The following is a 20,679-nucleotide window of genomic DNA, read 5'->3' on the forward strand; positions in this document are numbered from 1 at the left end:
AGCTCGATGAACCGGTGTCTTTACCCGTTGAACCACTCGGCTGGCATGCGGTGCTGGCCTACAGCTCCATAATGTCCTCGTTCCAGAGCGTGGGCTCGGCGGCAATGAACTCATCCATCATATCCACGCATTCCTGCAGGTCGAGGTCCACCACTTCCACGCCGTGGCTTTCAAGGAAAGCCCGCGACTCGCCGAACGTGCGCGACTCGCCCACCATCACCTTCGGGATTTTGAACTGCACGATGGTGCCGGCACACATGTAGCAGGGCATGAGCGTGGTGTAAATGACGGTGTCGCGGTAAGTGCGCTGGCGGCCGGCGTTGGTGAGGCAGTCCATCTCGCCGTGCTTGATGGCGGAGTCTTCCTGCACGCGCTTGTTGTGGCCCTGGCCCACAATCTTGCCGTCGCGCACAAGCACCGAGCCAATGGGAATGCCACCCTGCGAGCGGCCCAGGCGGGCTTCGTCGATGGCGGCTTGCATGAATTCGTCTTTGGTGTTGTGGTCGGTCATGGGTGGGGTGGTTAATGCCCGTCATCCTGAGCTTGCGAAGGACTTTATAAAGGCAGAACGGCTTTTGGTCGACCGTGATAAGGTCTTCGCGAGCTCAGGATGACAGGAAAATATGAATTACCGGGCGCAGATGCCGCGGTAGGGGCAATACTCGCACTTTTTTAAATCGTCGGTTTTGCGGATGGGCTCCGCTGGGTCCAGGATTCGCAGCACAATTTTACTCATTAATTCCTCGGAAACCCGGACAAAATCTTCCCCGTTGGGGGTAAGAAAGTCTAAGTCCGCTGATAGCAGGCCTTTGTCGAGGTTGCGCATCGATACGATGGCCGTGTTTTCGGTTTCGCGCTTTTCGGTGCTGGCCAGCATGAGGCGGTAGAGCCAGAGCTGGCGCACTTTGTCGGCGCTGGAGGTGGCTTCCCCGAGCAGGCGCTCGGTGGCCTCGGCCGGGGTGAGCTTGCCGCGGTTGGTCAGGTTGAGGTCGTTGGCTTCCACGAGGCCGGTTTTGTAGTCCACCACGCGCAGGCGGCCGTCGGGCAACCGGTCCACGCGGTCGGCTTTGCCGAAGAGGCGCACGGCCAGCCTGCCCGAGCCGGGCACGTCTACAAACACGGTGGCGGCCAGGTCTTTTTCCAGGCTGAAGAGGCGCAGGGGCAGGCCTTCGTTTTGCTCCAGCCCTTCGAGGTAGCGCGAGATGAGGCGCACGGCCACCTGCCCGTACACGTGGTTCAGGCCTTCGTCGGGGCGGGCGTGCTTCTCGGTTTCTTCCTGGCGCAGGGCCTTGCGCACTTCCTCGGGCACCAGCTTGAGCAGCTCCGGAATGTCAGCGGCGGTGATGTGCCGGGCGTCCTGCTCGAAGGGCAGCATCAGGTTTTCCAGCGCCGCGTGCACCATGGTGCCGAAGCTGCCCGCTTCCAGGGTCTCTTCCACGGCCTCGTTTTCCTGAAAGCGGGCCACTTTGGAAAAGTAGAACCGCAGCGAGCAGGCCAGAAAATCGTTGAGGCGCGAGGGCGAGATGTTGCGCTCCAGCACGCCGCGCAGCGCGGCCAGCATCTCCTCGTCCTTTTCCAGAATAAGGTCGCCCTCGTAGGGGTCAACGCCCATCGGGGTTGGCGCGGTAGCCACCGATACCGTCAGGTCCTCCAGCACCATGTGTGGGTTTTGGGGCAGCAAGTCGTTTTGCAGCTGCAGCAGAAAACGGCTGCGCTCGCCGCTCTTCATGCCTTCGGCGCCTGGCAGCACATGCACCAAATCCACGCGCTGGGCGCGCTGCAGCAGCCGCCAGAAATTGTAAGCCGTAATGGCCTCGGCATCGGCGTAGGTGGGCAGCTTGAACTCCGTGAGTACATCGTACGGAAACAGCGACTGCGCTTTTTTGGGCGCCGGTAGCACGCCCTCGTTGCAGCTCAGGATGATGACGTGGTCGAAGTCCAGGGCCCGGGTTTCGAGCAGGCCCATCACCTGCACGTCGGCCAGGGGCTCGCCCGAAAAGGGCAGGCGCGTCCGGCCCATCTGCTCGTAGAGAAAGCGCCGGAACGAGCGCACCGACAGGCGCTGCTCGCGGCAGTCGAACGCCGAATCCAGCTGCTTTATCAGCGTGTAGAACAGGTAGAGGTACTCCGCTTCAATGCCCGACTGCTTGTCGGCGTACACTTGCTTGAGCAGGTCGATGAGGGCGTGGCAGGCCCGAATGATGTCGTCGCAGTTGTCCCAGGTTTTGAACAGCGCCTCGATGAGCGGGTGGTGCGCGCCCAGCTTCAGCAGCTCGGTGGCGGGCAGCAGCACGGCGTTGAGCCGCACGATTTCGCGGCACACCTGGTCGAGCACGCCGTGGTACTGGGGCTGGTCGGGTTGCTTATCGAGCCACTGCTGGTAGCGGCGCAAAAAGGGGTGGCCCAGCAGCTTGGTCACGGCCAGGTGGTGGTAGCGGGGCACGCCGTAGCCCGTCTCAGCGCTGCCTTCCCGGATGCCGGTGAGGTGCACTTCAAACAGCAAATCGACGAGGTTGAACAGCGGCGTGGCCTGGAAGCTCAGGCCCATGGTCACGTTGTAGTCGGGCACTTCGTCGGGCGGCAGGCCATGGAGCACGGGCAGGAGCAGGGTCTCGTCGGGCAGCACCACGGCCACAGTGGCGTCGGGGTACTGGCGGCGGGCTTCGGCCAGCAGCTGGCCGGCCAGCTTGCCCTGCATGCTGGGGTTGGCCACGCCCAGGTAGCGCACGTGGCGGGGCTGGCCGCGCAGCCATTCGGTGCCGCCGCCCATGTGCTCGCGGGGCAGGTTCCAGTTCTTAAAGTAGCGGCGCAGGTGCTGCCCGGCCCGGTTCGGCGAGTCTTCCTCCAGGTAAAACGGGTCGGCGTCGAAGCGCACTTCGGCCCGCCCGGCCCCAATGAGCAAGCGAATGAGCTTCTCCTCGGCCTTAGACAAGTTGCCCAGGCCCACGAACACGTGGCGGGCTACTTCGGCCGCGGCGGGGTCGAGGAGGTACTTTTCGAGCTTCTCCACGGCCAGGCGGTAGGCCAGGCCGGGGTAGGCGAGGGAGGTGGCTTTCATGCGCCGCTGCAGCTCCAGGTACACGCGTTCGAGCTGGTCCCAGAAGCTGAAGGAGTGCGCGGCGGCCTTGCTTTTCTCGGGCAGAGCTTCCAAATTCCAACGCTCCAGCGCCTTGGCTTGGCTCAGGTATTCAAACACCTTGTGGGTGGGCGCCAGGTTCTGGTCAAGGTTGGAAAAGTCGCTGAGCAGCAGGCCCGCCCAGCCCACGAATCGGTCAAATTCCAGGCTGGTGTCGATGTGCTTGAGCAGGTCGAACAGCAGCAATTGCAGCGCAATGGGCTCCTCCACCTGCACGCCGGCCAGCTCCACCATGTAGTCTTCCATGGCGGCCACGCGCGGGGCCCACAGCGGCGCGCCCATCGGCAGGGCCAGAGCCAGCTCGTTTTTGAGGTATACCACGGCGCGGCGCGTGGGCACCACCACCACCAGGTCAGACAGCTCATCGAGCGGGCCGGAGCCGTAGCGCTCCAGTAGCTCGCGGGCCACCCCGGCCAAGAAGGAGACGGGTGCCCCACCGGGCAAAGCAGTGGTAGAAACGGGGTAGGTAGTGGGCTGGGCGGGCATGGCCCCAAAGATACCGGCAGCAGCGCGAAGCACCGTCCCGCCCTACGCCCGCGGGTGTTCCAGCCAGGGTTCGGTTTCGCAGCTTTCCACAAACTCCTGCAGCAGCTCCAGCAGCTCGGGGCGGGTGTGGGGGCGGGGTTCCAGGGGGCCCTGCGTATCGGGGGGCACGGTGCACAGCAGGGTCCGCAAGTCCAGCGCGGTGGCTGCCCGGAAGCCCATGGTCCAAGTGCTAAAGCTGCGGAGGATGGCCGGGCCGTCGGTCAGCACCCGGCAGTTGTAGTGGCGCGGGTCCAGCAGAATGTGGTTGTAGTAGAGGTTGCGCACCACGCTTTTCTGGCCCTCCAGCACCTGCATAAAGCGCCCGTCGGGGGTGTAGAGCAGGATGCCCGTGATGTGGTGGATGAGGTTGTAGGTCCGGGCCTGCGCCAGCAGGTCCTCAAGCTCGGGCGTCTCAAACGGCACCAGCGACTGGCTTTGATAGATGAGTTGATAGAGTACCATGACGGCAGCAAGGAAGTGTATAAAGACCCGCTCAGTGCCTCCGGCGCCTCCCCAACCGGCCCAGCACATCATACAGCAAATTACAAAAAATAATGGCGCACCCAAATGGTCCAGGTTAAGCCCCGGCGGGCCTGCCCGGCCGTCCCGGATTCGGGCTTTGTTCCTTTCTTTGGCCCCTCACCTGTATTCTATAGTTGCCTTATGCGTGCTTCTTTACTGCTTTTTGCAATGGGCCTCGGGCTGCTGGCGGCTCCCGGCCGCGGCCAGGCTCAGGTAGTGCTCCCCGCCGATACCGTCCGTGCCGTGCCGCCGCCGGCCCCGCCGCTCTGGCGCAAATCCGGCAAAGCCAGCCTCGGCCTCAACGAGTCCCTGCTGAGCACCAACTGGCGCGGGGGAGGAGTCAACACCATCGGCTTCAACGCCCTGGCCAATCTCAAAGCTAACCGCAAGCTCGGCGTGCACTCCTTCGACAACGAGTCAGACTTCCTCTTTGCCTTTTCCGAAACCCGCGGCCTGGGCTACCGCAAGGGCCAGGACCGCCTCTACCTCGACACCAAGTACGGCCGCGCCATCAGCACCGACTGGAATATGTTCCTCTCCCTGAACCTGCTCACGCAATTCGCCGGCGGCTACAAGTACGACAAGGATGCCCTGGGCAACGACCGCGCCCGGCAGGTGTCCGGCTTCTTCGCGCCTGCCTTCCTCACTGCCGCCTACGGCTTCGAGTACCACCCCAACCCCACGTTTCGGGTGCGCCTGGCGCCCTTCGCGCCCCGCCTCACGGTGGTGAACCGCGCCGAGCGGTTTGTGGCCGTGCTCGGCGACACGCCCTACGGCGTGAACCCCGGCCACAGCACCCGCTGGGAAGTCCTGGCCGCCCAAATCCTGGCCGAATACGACAAGCCCCTCAGCCCCGCCGTGGCCCTCAAGGCCCGCTACGTCCTATTCGCCAATTACGCCAACCTCAACGGCAAAGAAATTGACCACCGCCTCGACCTCGGCCTCACCGCCAAAGTGGGCAAATACGTCAACGTCGCCCTCAACGGCATCGGCCTCTACGACTTCGACCAGGACGCCGGCCTGCAGTACTCGCAGGGCCTCACCATCGGCATCGCCTACGCTTTCCAGAACTTTATAGATGAGAAGAAATAGGAAGTGACTGGTATCTATTACGCCGACGCAATTACCGTAGCGCGTAAATCCGCTCAATTATCTCCACCACTTTAAGGCCCTCCAGCGCATTGGTCGTGGCAGAGCTGCGCTGCTGCACGGTATCCACCACGTTGTCGATGACCTGCACATGATTGGCGGCGGAGCCCTGAAAGGCGCCGTAATTATTGGCGGGGTTAGTGGGGGCGAGGTCGGGCAAGGTATAGTCTTCCAAGTGGCAATACTCGACTTTGTCCAGGTATTGGCCGGCGATGCGCAGGCTGCCGCGCTCGGCCACCACGGTGAGGCTGCTTTCGAGGTTACGGTCCCACACGGCGGTGCTGTAGCTGAGGGTGCCGCTGCCGCCGCGCACCAAATCAAAGGTCACGAGGCCGCTGTCCTCAAATTCCGTCAATCCTGCGTGGGTGAAGTCGCGGAAGCGGGCCGAGATATTGGTGATGTCGCCGAATACCCAGTACAGCAAATCCACAAAGTGGCTGAACTGGGTGAAGAGCGTGCCGCCGTCCAGGGCTCGAGTCCCTTTCCAGTTGCCGGGCTGGTAGTAGCGGGCGTCGCGGTTCCAGAAGCAATTGAGCTGCACCAGAAACACTTGGCCCAGGCGGCCCTCGTCCACCACCTGCTTGAGCCAGGCAGCGGGCGGCGAGTAGCGGTTTTGCATCACCCCGAAGGCCAGCTTGCCGGTTTCCCGAGCCGTGCGCACAATGGTTTCGGCATCGGCGGTGGTCAGAGCAATGGGCTTTTCAATAACTACGTGCAGGCCGTGGCGCAGGCCCGCCACCGCCTGCGGCGCGTGGAGCCCGTTGGGCGTGGCCACGGTGAGGACGTCGGCAGCGGGGCCGTGCTGCAGGAAATCCTCAAGCGAAAGGAAAAACGGCACACCGGGAAACCTGGCCGCTAAGTCGGCCTGCAGCTCGGGGCGCACGTCAACCAGGGCCACTACTTCGGCTCCGGCGTGCCGCGAAACTAGCGTGGCGTGGCGGCGGCCGATGTGGCCCACGCCGCAAATGGCGAAACGAACAGGGATAGCAGGTAGGCTCACTAGGCAGAATTAATTCCCAAAGAAAGAGCCAACACATTCGATAATGTACGCCTGCTGCTCCGGCGTCAGCCGCGGATGCACTGGCAGCGACAGCACCGATGCGCACAGCCGCTCGGCCACCGGAAATTGGCCCGCCTGGTACCCCAAGTAGGTGTACGCCGGCTGTGCGTGCACCGGCAGCGGATAGTAAATCATGGTGGGCACGCCACAGCGCTGCAGAAAGTGCTGCAAGTCAGCCCGGCGCCCGGGGTCCGCTACCGTGATGGTGTACTGATGAAAAACGTGCGTGCTGCGCGGGTCACGGGCCGGAACGCGCAGGCCCGAAATGCCCGTTAATGCCGCGTCGTAGCGGGCGGCTACGGCCTGGCGGGCGGCGGTGGCGGCGGGCAGGTGCTGCAGCTTCACGCGAAGCAGAGCGGCTTGCAGCGTGTCGAGTCGCGAGTTGAGGCCAATGCGCTGGTGATGGTATTTCTGGCTCTGGCCGTGGTTGGCCAGCTGGTGGAGTAGGGCGGCGCGGGCCGGGTCGCGGGTGAGCAGGGCGCCACCGTCGCCCAGGGCGCCCAGGTTTTTAGAGGGGAAAAACGACGTAGTGCCTACTTCGCCCACGGTGCCGGCAAAGGCGGTTTCGCCGCTGGCGAAACGGTAAGAGGCCCCAATGGCCTGGGCGTTGTCCTCAATCAGCGCCACGCCGTGCTGCGTGGAAATACGGCGCAGGGCCTCCAAATCGGCGCATTGCCCATACAAATGCACGGCGATGATGGCCCCGGTGCGCGGCGTGAGGGCGGCCTCTACGGCGGTGGGGTCCAAGTTGAAGGTATGGGGGACTACATCGGCCAGCACCGGGCGCAGGCCCAGCAGCGCCGCTGCTTCCAAGGTAGCCACGTAGGTGAAAGCCGGCACAATGACCTCCGCGCCGGCGAGCAGCTCCAGGCTCATCAGGGCCAGGGTGAGGGCGTCGGTGCCATTGGCGCACGGCACCACGTGGGCGCCGCCCAGGTAGGCGCCCAACTCTGTGGTAAACTCCCCCACGGCCGGCCCCTGAATAAATGCGGCCCCGGCCATGGTCTCACGGAGGGCATCGGCCAATGCCGGCTGCATGGCGGCGTGCTCCCCAGCTAGGTCGAGCAGGTGAATAGGAGTGGGCGGAGCGGGTAAAATGGACACGGAACAAGCAGCAAATCGGTGTCCAAAGATAAAGGACTGCCCCGCCACAGCCGCCCTGTTGCGCCAGCCGCAGTGGCGCGTCGCCTGCCTGGTGGAAGCCGTGCGCCGGGAGGGGCGACAACTTCCCGGCAAAACATTGCGTTAAAAAGGCACTTGGGAGCGTCAATGCTGCCGAAAACACATCTTTCTCCCCCTTTCTTTCCCCTGCGTTATGTTCAGAAAATACTTCACCCTCCACTCCCTGGCTGCCCTTTTGATGTTGGGCGGCGCCGGTTTTGCCAGCACCAGCTGCTCGCAGGCGGATAAGCAAGAGGTTTCAGCCGAAAGAGACCAGGCGTACAACGACCTGGTCGTTTTCGTGGAGCAAACCGAAGCCAAATCCAGCGCGGCAGCCAATGAAGTGGCCGCCGACTACGACCGGGAAAGCACCCAGCTGAAAGCTGACTTCGACGCCAAATTGGCTGCCGTTGATAAGTACTCCAGCGAATACGACGAAGCCCGCCGCCAGGAAATAGACGGCCTGCGCACCCGCTACTCCACCGCCTACGACCGGCGCCAGGCTAACTGGGACGCCCGGGCCACGGGCGGCACCGCCGGCGCCATGAAAATGGGCCAGTACTACAAGCCCACCCGGCCCGCTGCCCAGCTCACGGCTGCCAATGCCCGCGCCACTTACGAGGCGTTTACCCGCGACATAAAGCGGAACGAGGAGCGCTACGACCTCGACGACTGGCGCAACATTAACGCCGAGTGGCGTGCCCTGGATGAAGCCTACGACAAAGTGAAAGGCGACATTTCTGCCAGAGACCTTGCTGAGATTCAGAAGGAGAAGCTGAAGTACGCCGCTTTCAAATCCTGGGATAAAACCCAGGGCCGCGCTGCCCAGGGAGCCAACGCCGTGAGCGGCGAAGCCCAAGAAATAAAAGCCGAAACCGCCGATGAGCGCAGTAAAGTAGGCCAGGCCGCCAGAAACACCGCCGCCGATGTGAAGCAGGCCGGCAAAAAAGTGGGCGGTGCCGTGAAAGACGTATTCGACGGCAAAGACGACAAGAAAAACTAATTTCCGACCGCAACGGTCCTTCGAAAAGCCGGTTTTCAGCCAAGTGCTGGGAACCGGCATTTTTGTGTGAATAGCAGCCCTACACGCGGCGGCTCTGTGCCACCAGAAGCCAGTAAAGCTTCAATAAGTCGAGGTGGGCAAGGCGTGGGCACGGTGAAAGCAGCCCACGCCGAAGGATGGGTGCCAGCGTCTTGAGCAGGTGCCGCGCGGCCGGCGCCAAGCCGAGGCGATGCAGCTGCCCGGCGGTTTTGAGCAGCCGGGACTCGGTGGCGTCGCCTGGGTGGTGGTGCATCTGCGCCAGGTTGCGCACGGCCTCTTCGCTTTTTTGCAGGAATACCGCGGCCGGTTCCAGGCCCGCGTGCAACACCGGATTGTCGAGGTGCACCACTGCCACCTGCGCCCTGGCCAGGGCAAGGCCCAGGGCGGTATCCTCGTGGCCGTAGCCGTTCAGGGTTTCGTCGAGCGGATAGCGGGTCAGTACATCGGCCCGAATCAGGGCGTTGTTGATGGTGAGCTGTCCGTGTGGGGCCAGCTGCCGCACGGCGGCGGGGCGTGCCTCCCGCTCTCGTCCGTAGAGCCAGCGTAGGTGCAGGGCCGCATCGGCCGGCTGGGTAGGGGCGTAGCTGGTGCCCCCAATGAGGACCGGCGCCTGGGTGCGGGCCGCGGCGTACCGGGCCAGCAGGTGGGCATCGGGCGGCAGGCTGTCATTATCCAGCAGCAGCAGCCATTGGTGTTGCGTGGCCGCCACCAGTTGGTTGCGAATGGCGGCTCGCCCCACATTCTGCGCCAGTTCCCGGTAGCGCACGCCGGCCCACGCGGCCAGCGGCCGGTTTAGCACCCGGAATTCCTCGCGGGAGCCATCGTCCAATAAGATGATTTCGACCGGTCCTGGCCAGTCGCCCCCCTGCGCCAGCAGCGCCTCAACCAAGGGGTTGACGTTCCAATTAAAAACAGGAATCAATACCGACAGCCCAGGCGCCATGCTACGTAACCATTAACAACAAGCCGACAGCGAATCCGGGCCGACAATCGGGCTAAATCCGAGGTGGCCTAGCCGAATCGAGCAGCTCCCCGTCCTTGCAGGTGAGCACCCGGTGCGGGTACTTCTCAATCAATTGGAAGTTGTGCGTGGCCATCAGAATAGCCGTGCCAGCATTATTTATCTCCCCAAACAGCTGCATGATGCTGGCCGATACGTCTGGGTCGAGGTTGCCGGTGGGCTCGTCGGCCAGCAGGAGCACGGGCTCATTGAGCATGGCCCGGGCAATAACTACGCGCTGCTGCTCGCCGCCCGAGAGGCGGTGCGGCATGCGGTTGGCGGCGCCGTTGAGGCCCACTTGGGTGAGCACGTCGCTGATGCGCTGCTGCTTCTTGGCCTTGCCCTTCCAGCCGGTGGCGTTGAGCACGAACATAAGGTTTTCGGCCACCGAGCGGTCCGACAGCAGCTGGAAATCCTGAAACACGATGCCCAGGCGGCGGCGCAGGTACGGCACTTTGCCGGCCGGCAGCTTGGGCAGCACAAACCCGGCCACGGTGCCGCTGCCGCTTTGCAGAGGCAGGTCGGCATACAGCGTTTTGAGCAGCGAGGACTTGCCCGCGCCCGTGCGGCCCACCAGGTAGGCAAAGGCGCTTTTCTCCAGCGTAAAAGTCACGCCCTGCAACACCGCCTGCTGCTCCTGCATTATCGTGGCATCGTGCAGCTCAATAACGTTCTCGGACATAGAAAAACTGGCCAAACGGCAGCGGCGCGAAGCCGCCGCCAGGGAAGTTGAAAATACAAAAAGCGCCGCTGCCCGGCCGGCACGCTACAGCGCTAACGGCCGCAGCTTGCCGAACTCCAAATCCGCAATCACCGCCGCCAGCGCCACTTCCTTGCCCTCCAGGCCGTAGCGGTGCAGGTCCTTCAGCGGCCGGTCGGCCCGGAAGTAGGCAATGAGCACAAAGGCCTCGTCCCGGAGCTGGATGTAGTCCGGAATTTTGGCCTTGCCCTTTACTTTGATGATGTACATGGAGTGAATTAAGAATTTTGAATTAAAAATGGAATTATCGCCGCTACAAGAAATCAACCGAAAGCTTTTGATTTTTAATTCTCAATTTTTAATTAAGCGTTAAGAATTAACGCGCTTGTGGTCGGCCAGGAACGTGGCCAGGCCCTTGTCGGTCAGGGGGTGATTGAGCAGGCCCGTAATCACGTTTAGTGGGCAGGTCACCACGTCGGCGCCAATTTCAGCGCATTGGATGAGGTGCGGCACGTGGCGCACCGAAGCCGCCAGCACTTCGGTGGGGTAGCCGTAGTTGCTGAAAATCTGCACGATTTGCTCCACCAGCTGCAAGCCGTCGTGCCCGATGTCGTCGAGGCGGCCCACAAAGGGCGACACGTAGGTAGCGCCGGCTTTGGCGGCTAGCAGCGCCTGTCCGGCCGTGAAAATCAGCGTGCAGTTGGTTTTGATGCCTTTATCCGAGAAGTACTTGATGGCCTTGATGCCGTCCTTAATCATGGGTACTTTCACCACGATGTTGGGGTGCAGCTCGGCTAGTTCTTCGCCCTCGCGAATCATGCCCTCGTAGTCGGTGGCAATCACCTCGGCCGACACGTCGCCGTCCACCAGCTCGCAGATTTGGCGGTAGTGGGCCATCACGCTGTCCATGCCGCGAATGCCTTCTTTGGCCATCAGCGACGGGTTGGTGGTCACGCCGTCGAGCACGCCCAGCTCTACAGCTTCGCGGATTTCGTTGAGGTTGGCGGTGTCAATGAAGAATTTCATACTTGAGCTATTAGCTGTTAGCTATTAGCTGTTAGCTACTTACCAAAGCAAGCTATCAGAACAGAAGCTAAAAGCCGATTTAAGGCTTCCGCTAACGGCTATTAGCTAACAGCTAATAAAAAAGAATCAGCCCCAAAGCTACTCAACGGGCCGCCAAAATGCGGAACAGAGCAGCGCCGGGGCCGACACGAAAGGGCAAAAAAAAGCAAGCCAAAATCGCACCGCTACAACCACTTACCCTTGCTACCTTCCGGTCCTGGGGGAGTTCAGCGGGAGCTGGTCGTTCTGACTTGCCGATGCAAAGGTAATGCACGGAACACGGATGAGCACGGATTTCCCGGATTTTATAGACGGCGGGTACGCAGCCTCCCACGTTAGTAGCGTGTAAGGGATTGAAGGTTTTGCAAATAGCCCGTATTAGTGGCGCCACCAAACGCAGGTTTGAAGCGTGCAGCCGGGCACAAAATCCGTGAAATCCGCTAAAATCCGTGCTAATCCGTGGTTAGCTTTGCGGCATGGAACGACTCATCATTCTGGATTTCGGCTCGCAATACACCCAATTGATAGCCCGCCGCATTCGCGAGCTGCATGTTTTTTGCGAAATTCACCCCTACACCCACGCCCCGAACCTCGTTTTAACTGAGGATATTCGGGGCGTTGTTCTTTCCGGCTCGCCCTGTTCGGTGCGCGATGAGAACGCGCCCAATCCCGACCTGAGCCACCTGCTCGGCCAGGTGCCGGTGCTGGGCGTGTGCTACGGCGCGCAGCTGCTGGCCCAGCAGGGCGGCGGCGAGGTCACGCCGGCCACCATCCGCGAGTACGGCCGGGCCCGCCTGGCTGAGCTCAACGAGGCGTCGCCGCTGCTGCGCGGCATGCACGCCGATTCGCAGGTGTGGATGTCGCACGGCGACACCATCCAGACGCTGCCCGCCGGCTACGACATCATTGCCAGCACGCCCGAGGTGGCGGTGGCTGCTTTCAAAATTGAAGGCCAAAACACCTACGGCATTCAGTTTCACCCCGAGGTGACGCACTCCACCGAAGGCAAGCAGCTGCTGGCCAACTTTGTGGTGAATATTTGCGAATGCGCCCAAACCTGGACGCCCGACCACTTTGTGGATTCAGCGGTGCTGGCCCTGCAAAACACCATTGGCCCCGACGACCAGGTAATTCTCGGCCTCTCCGGCGGCGTGGACAGCAGCGTGGCGGCCCTGCTGCTGCACCGCGCCATTGGCCCGCGCCTGCACGGCATCTTTGTAGATAATGGCCTGCTGCGCAAAGACGAATTTGAGACGGTGCTCCAGGCCTACGAAGGCCTGGGGCTGAACGTGACCGGCGTGCGCGCCGCGCCCGAGTTCTACGCCGCCTTGTCTGGCCTATCCGACCCCGAAGCCAAGCGCAAGGCCATTGGCCGCACTTTCATTGAGGTATTCGACCGCGAAGCGCAGAAGGTGGAAGGCGCCCGCTGGCTGGCCCAGGGCACTATTTACCCCGACGTTATCGAGTCGGTGTCGGTGCACGGTTCGTCGGTCACCATCAAGAGCCACCACAACGTGGGCGGCCTGCCGGAGAAAATGAACCTGAAAATTGTAGAGCCGCTGCGGATGCTCTTCAAAGACGAGGTGCGCGAAGTGGGCGCTGCGCTGGCGCTGCCCGCCGACATTCTCAACCGCCACCCGTTCCCTGGTCCCGGCCTGGGCATCCGCATCCTCGGCGACATCACCCCCGAGAAAGTGGACCTGCTGCAGCGCGCCGATGCCGTGTTTATCAACTTGCTAAAAGAGCACGGCCTCTACTCGCAGGTGTGGCAAGCCGGTGCCATGCTCCTGCCCGTGCAAAGCGTGGGCGTAATGGGCGACGAGCGCACCTACGAGCGGGTAGTGGCCCTGCGCGCCGTAACCAGCGTAGATGGCATGACCGCCGACTGGGCGCACCTACCCTACGATTTTCTAGCCGAGGTGAGCAACAAAATCATCAACCAAGTGCGCGGCATCAACCGCGTGGTGTACGATATTTCGAGCAAGCCCCCAGCCACGATTGAGTGGGAGTAAGGCGCCTTTTGATTTTTTTTAGAACGTCATGCTGAGCGTAGTCGAAGCATCTCGCGTGTGGTAGTAACTCAATCGTTATGATTAGTGATGGCACGCGAGATGCTTCGGCTGCGCTCAGCATGACATTTTACGTGTAAGCTCTTATCTAATTCGTGTACTATATGCGTTGGCACTGCCTCCAACACCTGCCTAATGAAGGACCTGGCCACGCCGCCGACTGGCTGGCGGCGCACGGCCATGTGCTCACGTTTACGAGTTTTTTCGAGCTAAATCCAGTATTTCCGGACCTCAACGAGTTTGATGGGCTGCTGATTTTGGGCGGGGCCATGAGCGTGCACGACGAGGCTACTTTTCCGTGGCTGGTAAATGAAAAAGCCTTCGTTCGGGAAGTGTTGCGGGCTGGAAAGGTGACGCTGGCCATTTGCCTGGGTGCGCAGCTGGTGGCGGAGGCTCTCGGGGCGGAAGTTCGGCCCAACCACGAGCCGGAAATAGGCTTTTGGACGGTGCGTTTTTCGGCCAAGGCTCTGGAGCACCCGTTGCTGCGCGGCTGGCCCGAAAAGGCGGCCGTGCTGCATTGGCATCTGGATACATTCACGGTGCCGCCGGGCGCCATTCGGGTGGGCATGTCGGCGGGGTGCGCCACCCAAGGGTTTGTGTGGGGCGATGGCATCATCGGTCTGCAGTTTCACCCCGAAATGACGGTGTCCATGGTGGAGCAGCTCATGGCGTTTGAAGGCCACGAAACGGCCGAGGAGCAAGAATTTGTGCAGACCGCCGAGCAGATTCGGGCCAAGCTCAAATCAGTGTGGAAGGGGAGGAAGCTGCTGGAAGCGCTGCTGGAGAATCTGGTGGCGCTGCACGAAAATGAAAGTAACGACGATACATTTGGTGACATTCCTAGGGATTGATTCACCTTTCCCGACAGCTTTTAACTCTGATGATGAAGAAAGTATGGATTGGTGCCTGTTGCCTATGGATCAATTTTGGGGCGGTTGCCCAAAATGCTGGCAAGCTGCCCTACGACCCCGCCACCCGCTACTCGGTACCGCAGCTGCAAGCTGACTTTGCGTTTTTGCGCCGGGCCCTGGAGGAAGCGCATCCGGGCCTGTACTGGTACACTCCCAAAGACTCGCTGGACCTTTATTTTGAACGCACCGCGGCGGCCCTCTCGCATCAGATGGGCGAGGAGGAGTACTGGGGCTTGCTGCAGACGGTGGTGGCGCGGGTGCATTGCGGACACACGCGGCTCCAACATTCGCCTGCCTACCGGGCGTGGTCTCGCCAGCAACCGCACTACATCTTTCCTTTTACAGTCGCAATTCGCCAAAACCGCTTGTTTGTAGCGGCCAACCAAAGCACTGACCCCACCCTGCGCCCCGGCACCGAGCTGCTGGCCATTGAAGGGCACCCGGCCCGCGAAGTGCTGGCCGGCATGCGCGTCCGCTTATCGGGCGACGGCTACGGCTTCGGATTTCAGGACCAGCAGCTTGAAGCGGGGTTTTTCGATAATACCTATTGGTCGTTGTACGAAGCCAAGCCCACCTACGAGCTGCTGGTCCAAGACAGTACGGGCCAGCAGCGGCGGCTCAGCCCCCAGCTCCAACGGCCTGCTTCAGCTGCTGCCACACCATCGGCAAAGATGCCCCTTTCTCCCGCGCAACAGCGGGACCGGCAACTGGCGCGCCGGCGCTCACTGAGCTACCCCGCTGGCCTTCCTGCTACCGCTATTCTGCGCATCAGCAGCTTTGATTACGATGAGCTGGAAGACTACAAAAACTACCATGCGTCGGTGTTCGCGGAAATGGCGCAGCGGAAGGTCCGGCGGCTGGTTATTGACTTGCGCGGCAATACGGGCGGCAACAACGCCATTGCCATTGACTTGTTGAAGTACTTGCTCAAAAGAGACTTTGCACTGACCAAAAGCGCCCTCACTCCCGTTTTTGCCCCGTCTTTTATGCCGCTCGGCCAGGACAGCGACTCGGCCTTTGACACCACGAATGTGAAGCGCCTGCCGAACGGCCTATTTGGTTTCGCTGCCGCCACCGTGGGTAAGCAAACGCCCTACCGGCAGGACTATTTTCGCGGGAAAGTGGCGGTTGTGGTGGACGGCGGTACCTTTTCCGCGGCTTCCAACTTTGCTGCCAGCTTGCGTGCCCAGCGCCACATAACCGTGCTGGGCCAGGAGAGTGGGGGAGCAGAGGCGGGCGCAAACGGCGGCATTATTTCGGCCATCGCCCTGCCCCAAACCCAGCTGGTGCTGCAGCTGCCGCACTTCCGGCTGTTGAGCGCGTGCGCCCGTCCCCAACTAGGACGCGGCGTGCGCCCGGACATCGAAATTATTCCCACGCCTCGCCAGTTGGCCTCGCGCACTGACGCAGTGCTGCTGCAACCCCCGCGCATTTTGCGCGGGCGGCGGTGAGGTGGCCCAGCCGCGCCCTTACACTGCGCTAAAACCCTTTCGGTAGCTCAATTCCTTTAATGGTCTTGTATAAACTCAGCGCGTTCTGGTCCGTCATGCCAGCCACGAAATCAGTGAGCAGCAGGATTTTCTCATAGGCCGAAACGCCAGCCTGATGACCCTCGGCGCGGAATTGCTCGGGGAGCAGCAACAGCAGCTTGCGGCTGCGGTGGCCCTGGCTGGCGTCGAAAATGGCGGTGAGGAAGACATCTAGCAAGCCGCCTAGTACTTCGAAGCCCGCGGCTTCAATTTCCAGGACCGGGCGGCTGCGGTAGAGCTTTTCGATGCTGAGGCGCTGCACTTCCTGCAAATCAGCCCAGCAGGACAGCTCTTTGATGAGGGGCTGGTCGTATTCGCCGCGTAGGATGGCGGGGGCGTGCTGGGCAAACAGGCCCGCTGCTTCGGCCACCAGCTTGCCGATGAGGCGGGCGCGGATGTAGCCCAGTTCCTCGCGCCAGTCGTGCCACTGCACGCTGCCCACGCGGCCGGCCGGGTCGTTGAGCATCTTTTTGAGCAGGCCCAGGCCGGTTTGCGGCTCAATGAGGCCCAGCTTCAAGCCGTCTTCAAAGTCGATGATGCGGTAGCACAGGTCGTCGGCTGCTTCAACCAAAAATGCCAGCGGGTGGCGGTGGGTGAAGCCCAGTGCCACGTCGCCTTTCGGCAGCAAGCCCAGCTCTGCCGCCACGTGCTGGAAGCGCAGGCTTTCGGTTTGAAAGTGGCCGTACTTCTTCTCCGAAGCGCCGCCGGTGCGGGCCTCGGCGGGCACGATGCTGGGCTTTGGATACTTGGTGAACGCCCCGAGCGTGGCGTAGGTGAGGCCCAGGCCGGCCGTGCCGGTGCTGTGGGCGGCGTAGGTGTGCGTGAGAATGCGAAATCCCGCTGCGTTGCCTTCAAAGTGCTGCAAATCGGCAACCTGAGCCGCGGTGAGCGGCGCCAGAAACGGGGCCGCGGCCGCGCTCTCGAAGTAGCTGCTGATGGCATCTTCGCCGGAGTGGCCAAAGGGCGGGTTGCCAATGTCGTGCGCCAGGCAGGCGGCGGCCACAATGTCGCCGCAGTCTTGGTCGAGGTTGGGCAGCAGCTGGGCCAGAGCGGCATCATCTTCCAGCAGGTGGCGGGCGGCCAGCCGGCCCAGGGAGCGGCCCACCACCGCGGTTTCGAGGGAGTGGGTGAGGCGGGTGTGCACGAAGTCGGTTTCGGGCAGCGGCATCACCTGGGTTTTGCGCTGCAGGCGCCGGAAAGCGGAGCTGAACACCACCCGGTCGTAGTCCTGCACGAAGGCCCCGCGCACGGGCGCCGCGCTGGCCGGCGGCAGCTGCTGGTCGGGGAAACGGCGCTGCGAAAGCAGCTGGGGCCAGTGCATGGAAGGCATGAAGTCGGGGAGGATTATTGCGCCAGTTTCTCGTCAGCCAAGCGGAACGGATTGGCTTGATTGAGATTAAGCACGAAGCGGATGCGGTCGGTGAAGTCCTTGCGGCTGCTGGGCAGGCCGTTTTTGTATTGCGAGCCGGCCACGGGCAGGTACACTTCCAGCACGTTGCGGACGATGGGCAGCGCCAGGCCCGCGTCGTAGAACAGGCCTTGGGCCGGGAGGTTGGGGTGCAGTTGACGCTGTTCGGCAATCACGCCAAAATCGGCAAACACCCCCAGTTTGGTAATCGGCAAATCAGCGTACAGGTTGAGCGTGCTGAGCCACTCCCTGCTAACAACGGGGACATAGGCTTTGAAAGCGCCGTCGCGGTTATCGGTCTGGTGCAGCTGCGCGGTGACACTGTTTGAAATCTGCTGGCGGTCGAGGAACGCGGTTTGGCGGCGGTAGTCGGGGCTGCCGCTCAGGCCCAGCACAAAGGCCGGGTTGCTGGACTGGGTGAGAAAGCGCCCGCCAAAAAGGCGAACCGACGCCCGTTTCTTAGGGGAATAAAACCGCTCGTAGGTGGCGTGGGCCCGGAGCAGCAGCGCCGACCCGGTGCGCGCGAGCTCGGTGGGCTTGTTGTCGAATTGGTTGAGCTCGACGTGGGCTGTCCAGCTGTGCAGGGCGTTGCCGCCGCGCACGGCGTACTCGCCCGAAATGGCGTTGGTCACGCCCCGGTCCTGGTCATCGACGGACGTGGTGGACAGTTTGAACCGGTGCTGGGGCTGGTCGTAGGCCGAATGCGGCAGCACCACCGTGATGCTGGGCTCCAGCTTAAGGTAGCGCTCAAAGCGCTGCAGCGTGACGCCGGTGGTTACCTGCCGGCTGCCTTTGGCAGGCAGCACGTTGAGGTTGAGCGAGGCGATGCCGTTGAGCTCGTTGCGGCTGAAGCTGTACATGGGCATGGCCAGGTACTGCACCCGCTTGGTGGTAAGCAAGCCGTTGTAGAACGCCGCCCCGAGCATGAGCTTGTCGGAGGTGTTGGCCCCCAGCACGGGCACCCAGTTGATAACTGACCGGTCCCAACGCTCCACGCTCAGCAGGGGCTTCAGGCGCAGGGGTTCCCAGCGGCGGAAGCTGCCGTCGGCCAGTTTCAGGCGGTCGTCGCGGCGGTTGAGCTGGGGCGTGAGGTATTCGGCATCTACCACCACGGCGGCCACGTTTTCGCGGCGAAAATCAAGCTGGGTCTGGTCCTCGTCTTCGGGGTCGCCGAAGGGCTTGGTCCAGAGCGTCTGCAGGACTTTGCCCTGCGCATCCACCGTGGACACGGGCACCGACCAGAGCACCGGCGAGTCGGTGCGGACCAGCACTTTTACCACGTCGCCGATTATTTGGGTGGCAAAAATGTCGGCGTCGTACTCGCGGGTGTTGGTGAGCATCTCCCGGAAAAACCAGTCGAGCTTTTGCCCGGTGATTTCTTCAAATACCGCCTCCATGTCCTCGGGGTAGGGGTGCTTGAACTGCCACTTGGTGTAGTAGGCACGCATTGCATCGTCAAACGTAGCCTGGCCCAAGTAGCCGGCCAGGTATTTCATCAGCGCCGCCGTTTTGAAGTACACAATCACGCCGTAGTTCACCTGGCCGTAGGCGGCCGAGCCGGGGCCCTGCACCGGCTGGTCGAGCCCGCGGCTGGCCATCACCTGGTAGGGCAGGAGGTTGAGGGCGCTGCCGGGTAGGTTTTCAATGCCCAGGGACGAAACGGCCTTCGGGCTTTTATAAAGGTCGCCCAGAATGCCCGCCTGCGGGTTTTCGCGGCCTTCCACCCGCAATTGCTCGTAGCTGTTCACGCCCTCGTCCAGCCAGGGAAAGTCGCGCTCGTTGCTGCCCAGAATGCCGTAAAACCAGTTGTGGCCCACCTCGTGGATAATGGCGCTGGGCTGCGTCACGGTCACCATGGGGTACTCCATGCCGGAGCCCGCGCTCAGGGCGCCATCCACGGCGGTGGCTGCGGAGTAGGGGTATTCGCCCACCCAGCGGGAGTAGTAGGTAAGGGCGTCATTCACGTCCTGCAGGCCCTTTATCCACTGCTCGGGCTGGTTGTTGGTGAAGAGCACCCAGGAAGTGACGGTGCGGCCCGAAGCCAGCGTCACGGTGTCCTTCAGCACGTTGAAGCGCTTGTCGGCGAACCAGGCGAAGTCGTGCACCCGGCCCTGCTTGTAGCGCAGGGTTTTGGTGGCGGCGTCGGAAGGCGGGAAGGCCCGGTCGGTGCCAAAGTCCTTGGCGGTTTTCTTGAGGGCCGTGGCGGCGGCCAGGGCGTCCATCCGGGCGCGCTCGTCGGGGTTTTGCAGCTCGCCGGTGGCGCCCACCGTGTAGTTGGCGGGCAGGGTGATGGTGACGTCGAACGAGCCAAATTCCGAATAAAACTCGCCCTGGTCCAGGTAGGGCATCGGGTGCCAGCCGCGCCGGTCGTACACCGCCGGCTTGGGGAACCACTGCGTTATCTGGTAGCTCTGCTCCACGTGCCCGAACCGCGAAAACGACGCCGGAATCTTCACCCGAAACGGCGTGCTGATGCGCACGCTGGCCCCGGCCGCCAGCCGCTGCGGCAGCAGCAGCTTGGCCATGTCGGGGTTGTTGGGGTCAACTTCCAGCTTGGCCGCCTGCCCGTTCACCTTGAAGTCGAGCCCGTCGATGTAGCCGCGGTCGGCGGCTTTGGCGAACTGGAATTTGCGTTCGCCGTTGCGCAGCTGCTGCTTGGCAAACGCCGTGCTGTTGTCGCGGTAGGCATTGGGCCAGAGGTGAAACCAGATGAAGGAGAGCGTGGCGGGCGAGTTGTTGGTGTACGTCAGCTCCTCGCGGCCCGTGAGCTGGTGGGTTTTGTCATCGAGGGTCACGTCGATGGAATAATTTACTTCCTGCTGGAAGTACGGCGCCGCTGACGGGCGGGCGGGTTTGGCGGGTTGCGCCAGGCTCAGGCCGGGCAGCAACGCCACCAGGCCGCAGAGTATGCGTTTTTTCATGCTAAAATTGGCGGGCCAGGAGTAGAACCGGGCCCTTGGGGCGAAGCTACGGCGCGTCCCCGAACTGTGGCCGCTTGGAGGTCCCGCCCAGGGTATAAAACCCGGCATCTGTACTATTTTTGAACAGTCAACGAACACCCACATTCAACCGGCTTACGGCTGTGGCCCACTGGTTGCCAGTTCAGCGCCAACAATGGAAACAAGACCAAAGCTGTCGATTACGCAAACACCTGGCGATAGAAAACGCGAACTGCTGGCGTGGGTCGTGCTTGCGCTACTTTGGGCCCTGGCTGGCTGGAGCTACTTCCAATTGCCCGACACCATTCCGGTGCATTACGGACTCGAGGGCCAGCCGGACCGGTACGGGGAAAAGGGAAGCGTGCTAGGACGTGTGAACAATTAAAGCCACATCAGGATGGCTCCTAGCGTGACCATTGCCAGAAAGGTACTGGCGTTCTTCTCGTAACGCGAGGCGAGGGCC

General features: G+C 62.2%; 17 protein-coding genes and 1 other RNA gene. 6 read left to right on the forward strand and 12 right to left on the reverse strand.

Translation table 11 applies throughout. The features are described from left to right. Window positions 1-58: 58 nt before the first annotated feature. The 3 genes from BEN47_RS01045 to BEN47_RS01055 all read right to left on the reverse strand — a co-directional run bounded on the left by BEN47_RS01045 (window position 59) and on the right by BEN47_RS01055 (window position 4,123). Window positions 59-511 carry a nucleoside deaminase gene (locus BEN47_RS01045; protein ID WP_070724343.1) on the reverse strand — a complete coding sequence of 151 codons (453 nt, stop codon included), beginning with the start codon at window positions 509-511 and terminating at the stop codon, window positions 59-61. A 117-nt stretch (window positions 512-628) separates the two neighbouring features. Next, the gene (locus BEN47_RS01050; RefSeq protein WP_083321975.1) at window positions 629-3,622 is read right to left on the reverse strand and encodes a PD-(D/E)XK nuclease family protein; all 2,994 of its coding nucleotides are present in this window, start codon (window positions 3,620-3,622) and stop codon (window positions 629-631) included. Window positions 3,623-3,664: 42 nt separating this feature from the next. Next, a complete protein-coding gene (locus tag BEN47_RS01055; protein WP_070724344.1) occupies window positions 3,665-4,123 on the reverse strand; it encodes a BLUF domain-containing protein in 459 nt (152 codons plus the stop codon). A gap of 201 nt (window positions 4,124-4,324) precedes the next feature. Here BEN47_RS01055 and BEN47_RS01060 point away from each other — a divergent pair, with 201 nt between their 5' ends. Further along, window positions 4,325-5,275, forward strand: coding sequence for a DUF3078 domain-containing protein (locus BEN47_RS01060; RefSeq protein WP_070724345.1), 951 nt, complete (start codon window positions 4,325-4,327; stop codon window positions 5,273-5,275). Between the two features lie 31 nt (window positions 5,276-5,306). Here the strand turns inward: BEN47_RS01060 and BEN47_RS01065 are convergent, their stop codons facing one another. Then, a complete protein-coding gene (locus tag BEN47_RS01065) occupies window positions 5,307-6,332 on the reverse strand; it encodes a Gfo/Idh/MocA family protein (RefSeq protein ID WP_239691457.1) in 1,026 nt (341 codons plus the stop codon). 9 nt (window positions 6,333-6,341) lie between these two features. Next, window positions 6,342-7,496, reverse strand: a complete 1,155-nt coding sequence (locus tag BEN47_RS01070; RefSeq protein ID WP_239691458.1) for a DegT/DnrJ/EryC1/StrS family aminotransferase — start codon at window positions 7,494-7,496, stop codon at window positions 6,342-6,344. Between the two features lie 211 nt (window positions 7,497-7,707). Here BEN47_RS01070 and BEN47_RS01075 point away from each other — a divergent pair, with 211 nt between their 5' ends. After that, window positions 7,708-8,556 (forward strand): DUF6565 domain-containing protein, encoded by an 849-nt coding sequence (locus tag BEN47_RS01075; protein ID WP_070724346.1) that lies wholly within the window; start codon window positions 7,708-7,710, stop codon window positions 8,554-8,556. Window positions 8,557-8,635: 79 nt separating this feature from the next. Here the strand turns inward: BEN47_RS01075 and BEN47_RS01080 are convergent, their stop codons facing one another. The 5 genes from BEN47_RS01080 to ffs form a co-directional block, all read right to left on the reverse strand. Then, window positions 8,636-9,538 (reverse strand): glycosyltransferase family 2 protein, encoded by a 903-nt coding sequence (locus BEN47_RS01080; protein WP_083321978.1) that lies wholly within the window; start codon window positions 9,536-9,538, stop codon window positions 8,636-8,638. A gap of 52 nt (window positions 9,539-9,590) precedes the next feature. Continuing rightward, on the reverse strand, window positions 9,591-10,277 hold the full coding sequence (locus BEN47_RS01085; RefSeq protein WP_070724348.1) for a cell division ATP-binding protein FtsE: 687 nt from the start codon (window positions 10,275-10,277) through the stop codon (window positions 9,591-9,593). 84 nt (window positions 10,278-10,361) lie between these two features. Then, a complete protein-coding gene (locus BEN47_RS01090; RefSeq protein ID WP_070724349.1) occupies window positions 10,362-10,565 on the reverse strand; it encodes a fructose-6-phosphate aldolase in 204 nt (67 codons plus the stop codon). A gap of 99 nt (window positions 10,566-10,664) precedes the next feature. Next, window positions 10,665-11,321 (reverse strand): fructose-6-phosphate aldolase, encoded by a 657-nt coding sequence (fsa, locus tag BEN47_RS01095; RefSeq protein WP_070724350.1) that lies wholly within the window; start codon window positions 11,319-11,321, stop codon window positions 10,665-10,667. Window positions 11,322-11,520: 199 nt separating this feature from the next. After that, window positions 11,521-11,618, reverse strand: an RNA gene (gene ffs, locus BEN47_RS01100) — signal recognition particle sRNA small type. Between the two features lie 218 nt (window positions 11,619-11,836). Here ffs and guaA point away from each other — a divergent pair. From guaA to BEN47_RS01115, 3 genes are all read left to right on the forward strand, one after another. Beyond that, entirely contained in the window at window positions 11,837-13,372 is a 1,536-nt protein-coding gene (gene guaA / locus BEN47_RS01105) for a glutamine-hydrolyzing GMP synthase (protein ID WP_070724351.1), read from the forward strand. A 161-nt stretch (window positions 13,373-13,533) separates the two neighbouring features. Further along, entirely contained in the window at window positions 13,534-14,280 is a 747-nt protein-coding gene (locus BEN47_RS01110; RefSeq protein WP_070724352.1) for a type 1 glutamine amidotransferase, read from the forward strand. A 29-nt stretch (window positions 14,281-14,309) separates the two neighbouring features. Then, the gene (locus tag BEN47_RS01115; RefSeq protein WP_070724353.1) at window positions 14,310-15,791 is read left to right on the forward strand and encodes a S41 family peptidase; all 1,482 of its coding nucleotides are present in this window, start codon (window positions 14,310-14,312) and stop codon (window positions 15,789-15,791) included. Between the two features lie 28 nt (window positions 15,792-15,819). Here the strand turns inward: BEN47_RS01115 and dgt are convergent, their stop codons facing one another. Next, the gene (dgt, locus tag BEN47_RS01120; protein WP_083321979.1) at window positions 15,820-17,199 is read right to left on the reverse strand and encodes a dGTP triphosphohydrolase; all 1,380 of its coding nucleotides are present in this window, start codon (window positions 17,197-17,199) and stop codon (window positions 15,820-15,822) included. 14 nt (window positions 17,200-17,213) lie between these two features. Beyond that, on the reverse strand, window positions 17,214-20,198 hold the full coding sequence (locus BEN47_RS01125) for a M1 family metallopeptidase (RefSeq protein WP_070724355.1): 2,985 nt from the start codon (window positions 20,196-20,198) through the stop codon (window positions 17,214-17,216). Between the two features lie 193 nt (window positions 20,199-20,391). Here BEN47_RS01125 and BEN47_RS22770 point away from each other — a divergent pair, with 193 nt between their 5' ends. Beyond that, window positions 20,392-20,601, forward strand: coding sequence for a DUF1648 domain-containing protein (locus tag BEN47_RS22770; protein WP_083321980.1), 210 nt, complete (start codon window positions 20,392-20,394; stop codon window positions 20,599-20,601). The last annotated feature ends 78 nt before the right edge of the window (window positions 20,602-20,679 follow it).

Origin of the sequence: Hymenobacter lapidarius (genome assembly GCF_001816145.1) — a bacterium.
GTDB classification, from domain to species: domain Bacteria; phylum Bacteroidota; class Bacteroidia; order Cytophagales; family Hymenobacteraceae; genus Hymenobacter; species Hymenobacter lapidarius.

Bases quoted from the DNA above. Each gene is read 5' to 3' on its own strand.
- fsa (WP_070724350.1), bottom strand. From the start codon at position 11,321: ATGAAATTCTTCATTGACACCGCCAACCTCAACGAAATCCGCGAAGCT.
- BEN47_RS01110 (WP_070724352.1), top strand. From the start codon at position 13,534: ATGCGTTGGCACTGCCTCCAACACCTGCCTAATGAAGGACCTGGCCAC.
- BEN47_RS01050 (WP_083321975.1), bottom strand. From the start codon at position 3,622: ATGCCCGCCCAGCCCACTACCTACCCCGTTTCTACCACTGCTTTGCCC.
- BEN47_RS22770 (WP_083321980.1), top strand. From the start codon at position 20,392: ATGGAAACAAGACCAAAGCTGTCGATTACGCAAACACCTGGCGATAGA.
- BEN47_RS01115 (WP_070724353.1), top strand. From the start codon at position 14,310: ATGATGAAGAAAGTATGGATTGGTGCCTGTTGCCTATGGATCAATTTT.
- BEN47_RS01045 (WP_070724343.1), bottom strand. From the start codon at position 511: ATGACCGACCACAACACCAAAGACGAATTCATGCAAGCCGCCATCGAC.
- BEN47_RS01055 (WP_070724344.1), bottom strand. From the start codon at position 4,123: ATGGTACTCTATCAACTCATCTATCAAAGCCAGTCGCTGGTGCCGTTT.
- BEN47_RS01060 (WP_070724345.1), top strand. From the start codon at position 4,325: ATGCGTGCTTCTTTACTGCTTTTTGCAATGGGCCTCGGGCTGCTGGCG.
- BEN47_RS01125 (WP_070724355.1), bottom strand. From the start codon at position 20,198: ATGAAAAAACGCATACTCTGCGGCCTGGTGGCGTTGCTGCCCGGCCTG.
- guaA (WP_070724351.1), top strand. From the start codon at position 11,837: ATGGAACGACTCATCATTCTGGATTTCGGCTCGCAATACACCCAATTG.
- BEN47_RS01075 (WP_070724346.1), top strand. From the start codon at position 7,708: ATGTTCAGAAAATACTTCACCCTCCACTCCCTGGCTGCCCTTTTGATG.
- BEN47_RS01080 (WP_083321978.1), bottom strand. From the start codon at position 9,538: ATGGCGCCTGGGCTGTCGGTATTGATTCCTGTTTTTAATTGGAACGTC.
- BEN47_RS01085 (WP_070724348.1), bottom strand. From the start codon at position 10,277: ATGTCCGAGAACGTTATTGAGCTGCACGATGCCACGATAATGCAGGAG.
- BEN47_RS01090 (WP_070724349.1), bottom strand. From the start codon at position 10,565: ATGTACATCATCAAAGTAAAGGGCAAGGCCAAAATTCCGGACTACATC.
- dgt (WP_083321979.1), bottom strand. From the start codon at position 17,199: ATGCCTTCCATGCACTGGCCCCAGCTGCTTTCGCAGCGCCGTTTCCCC.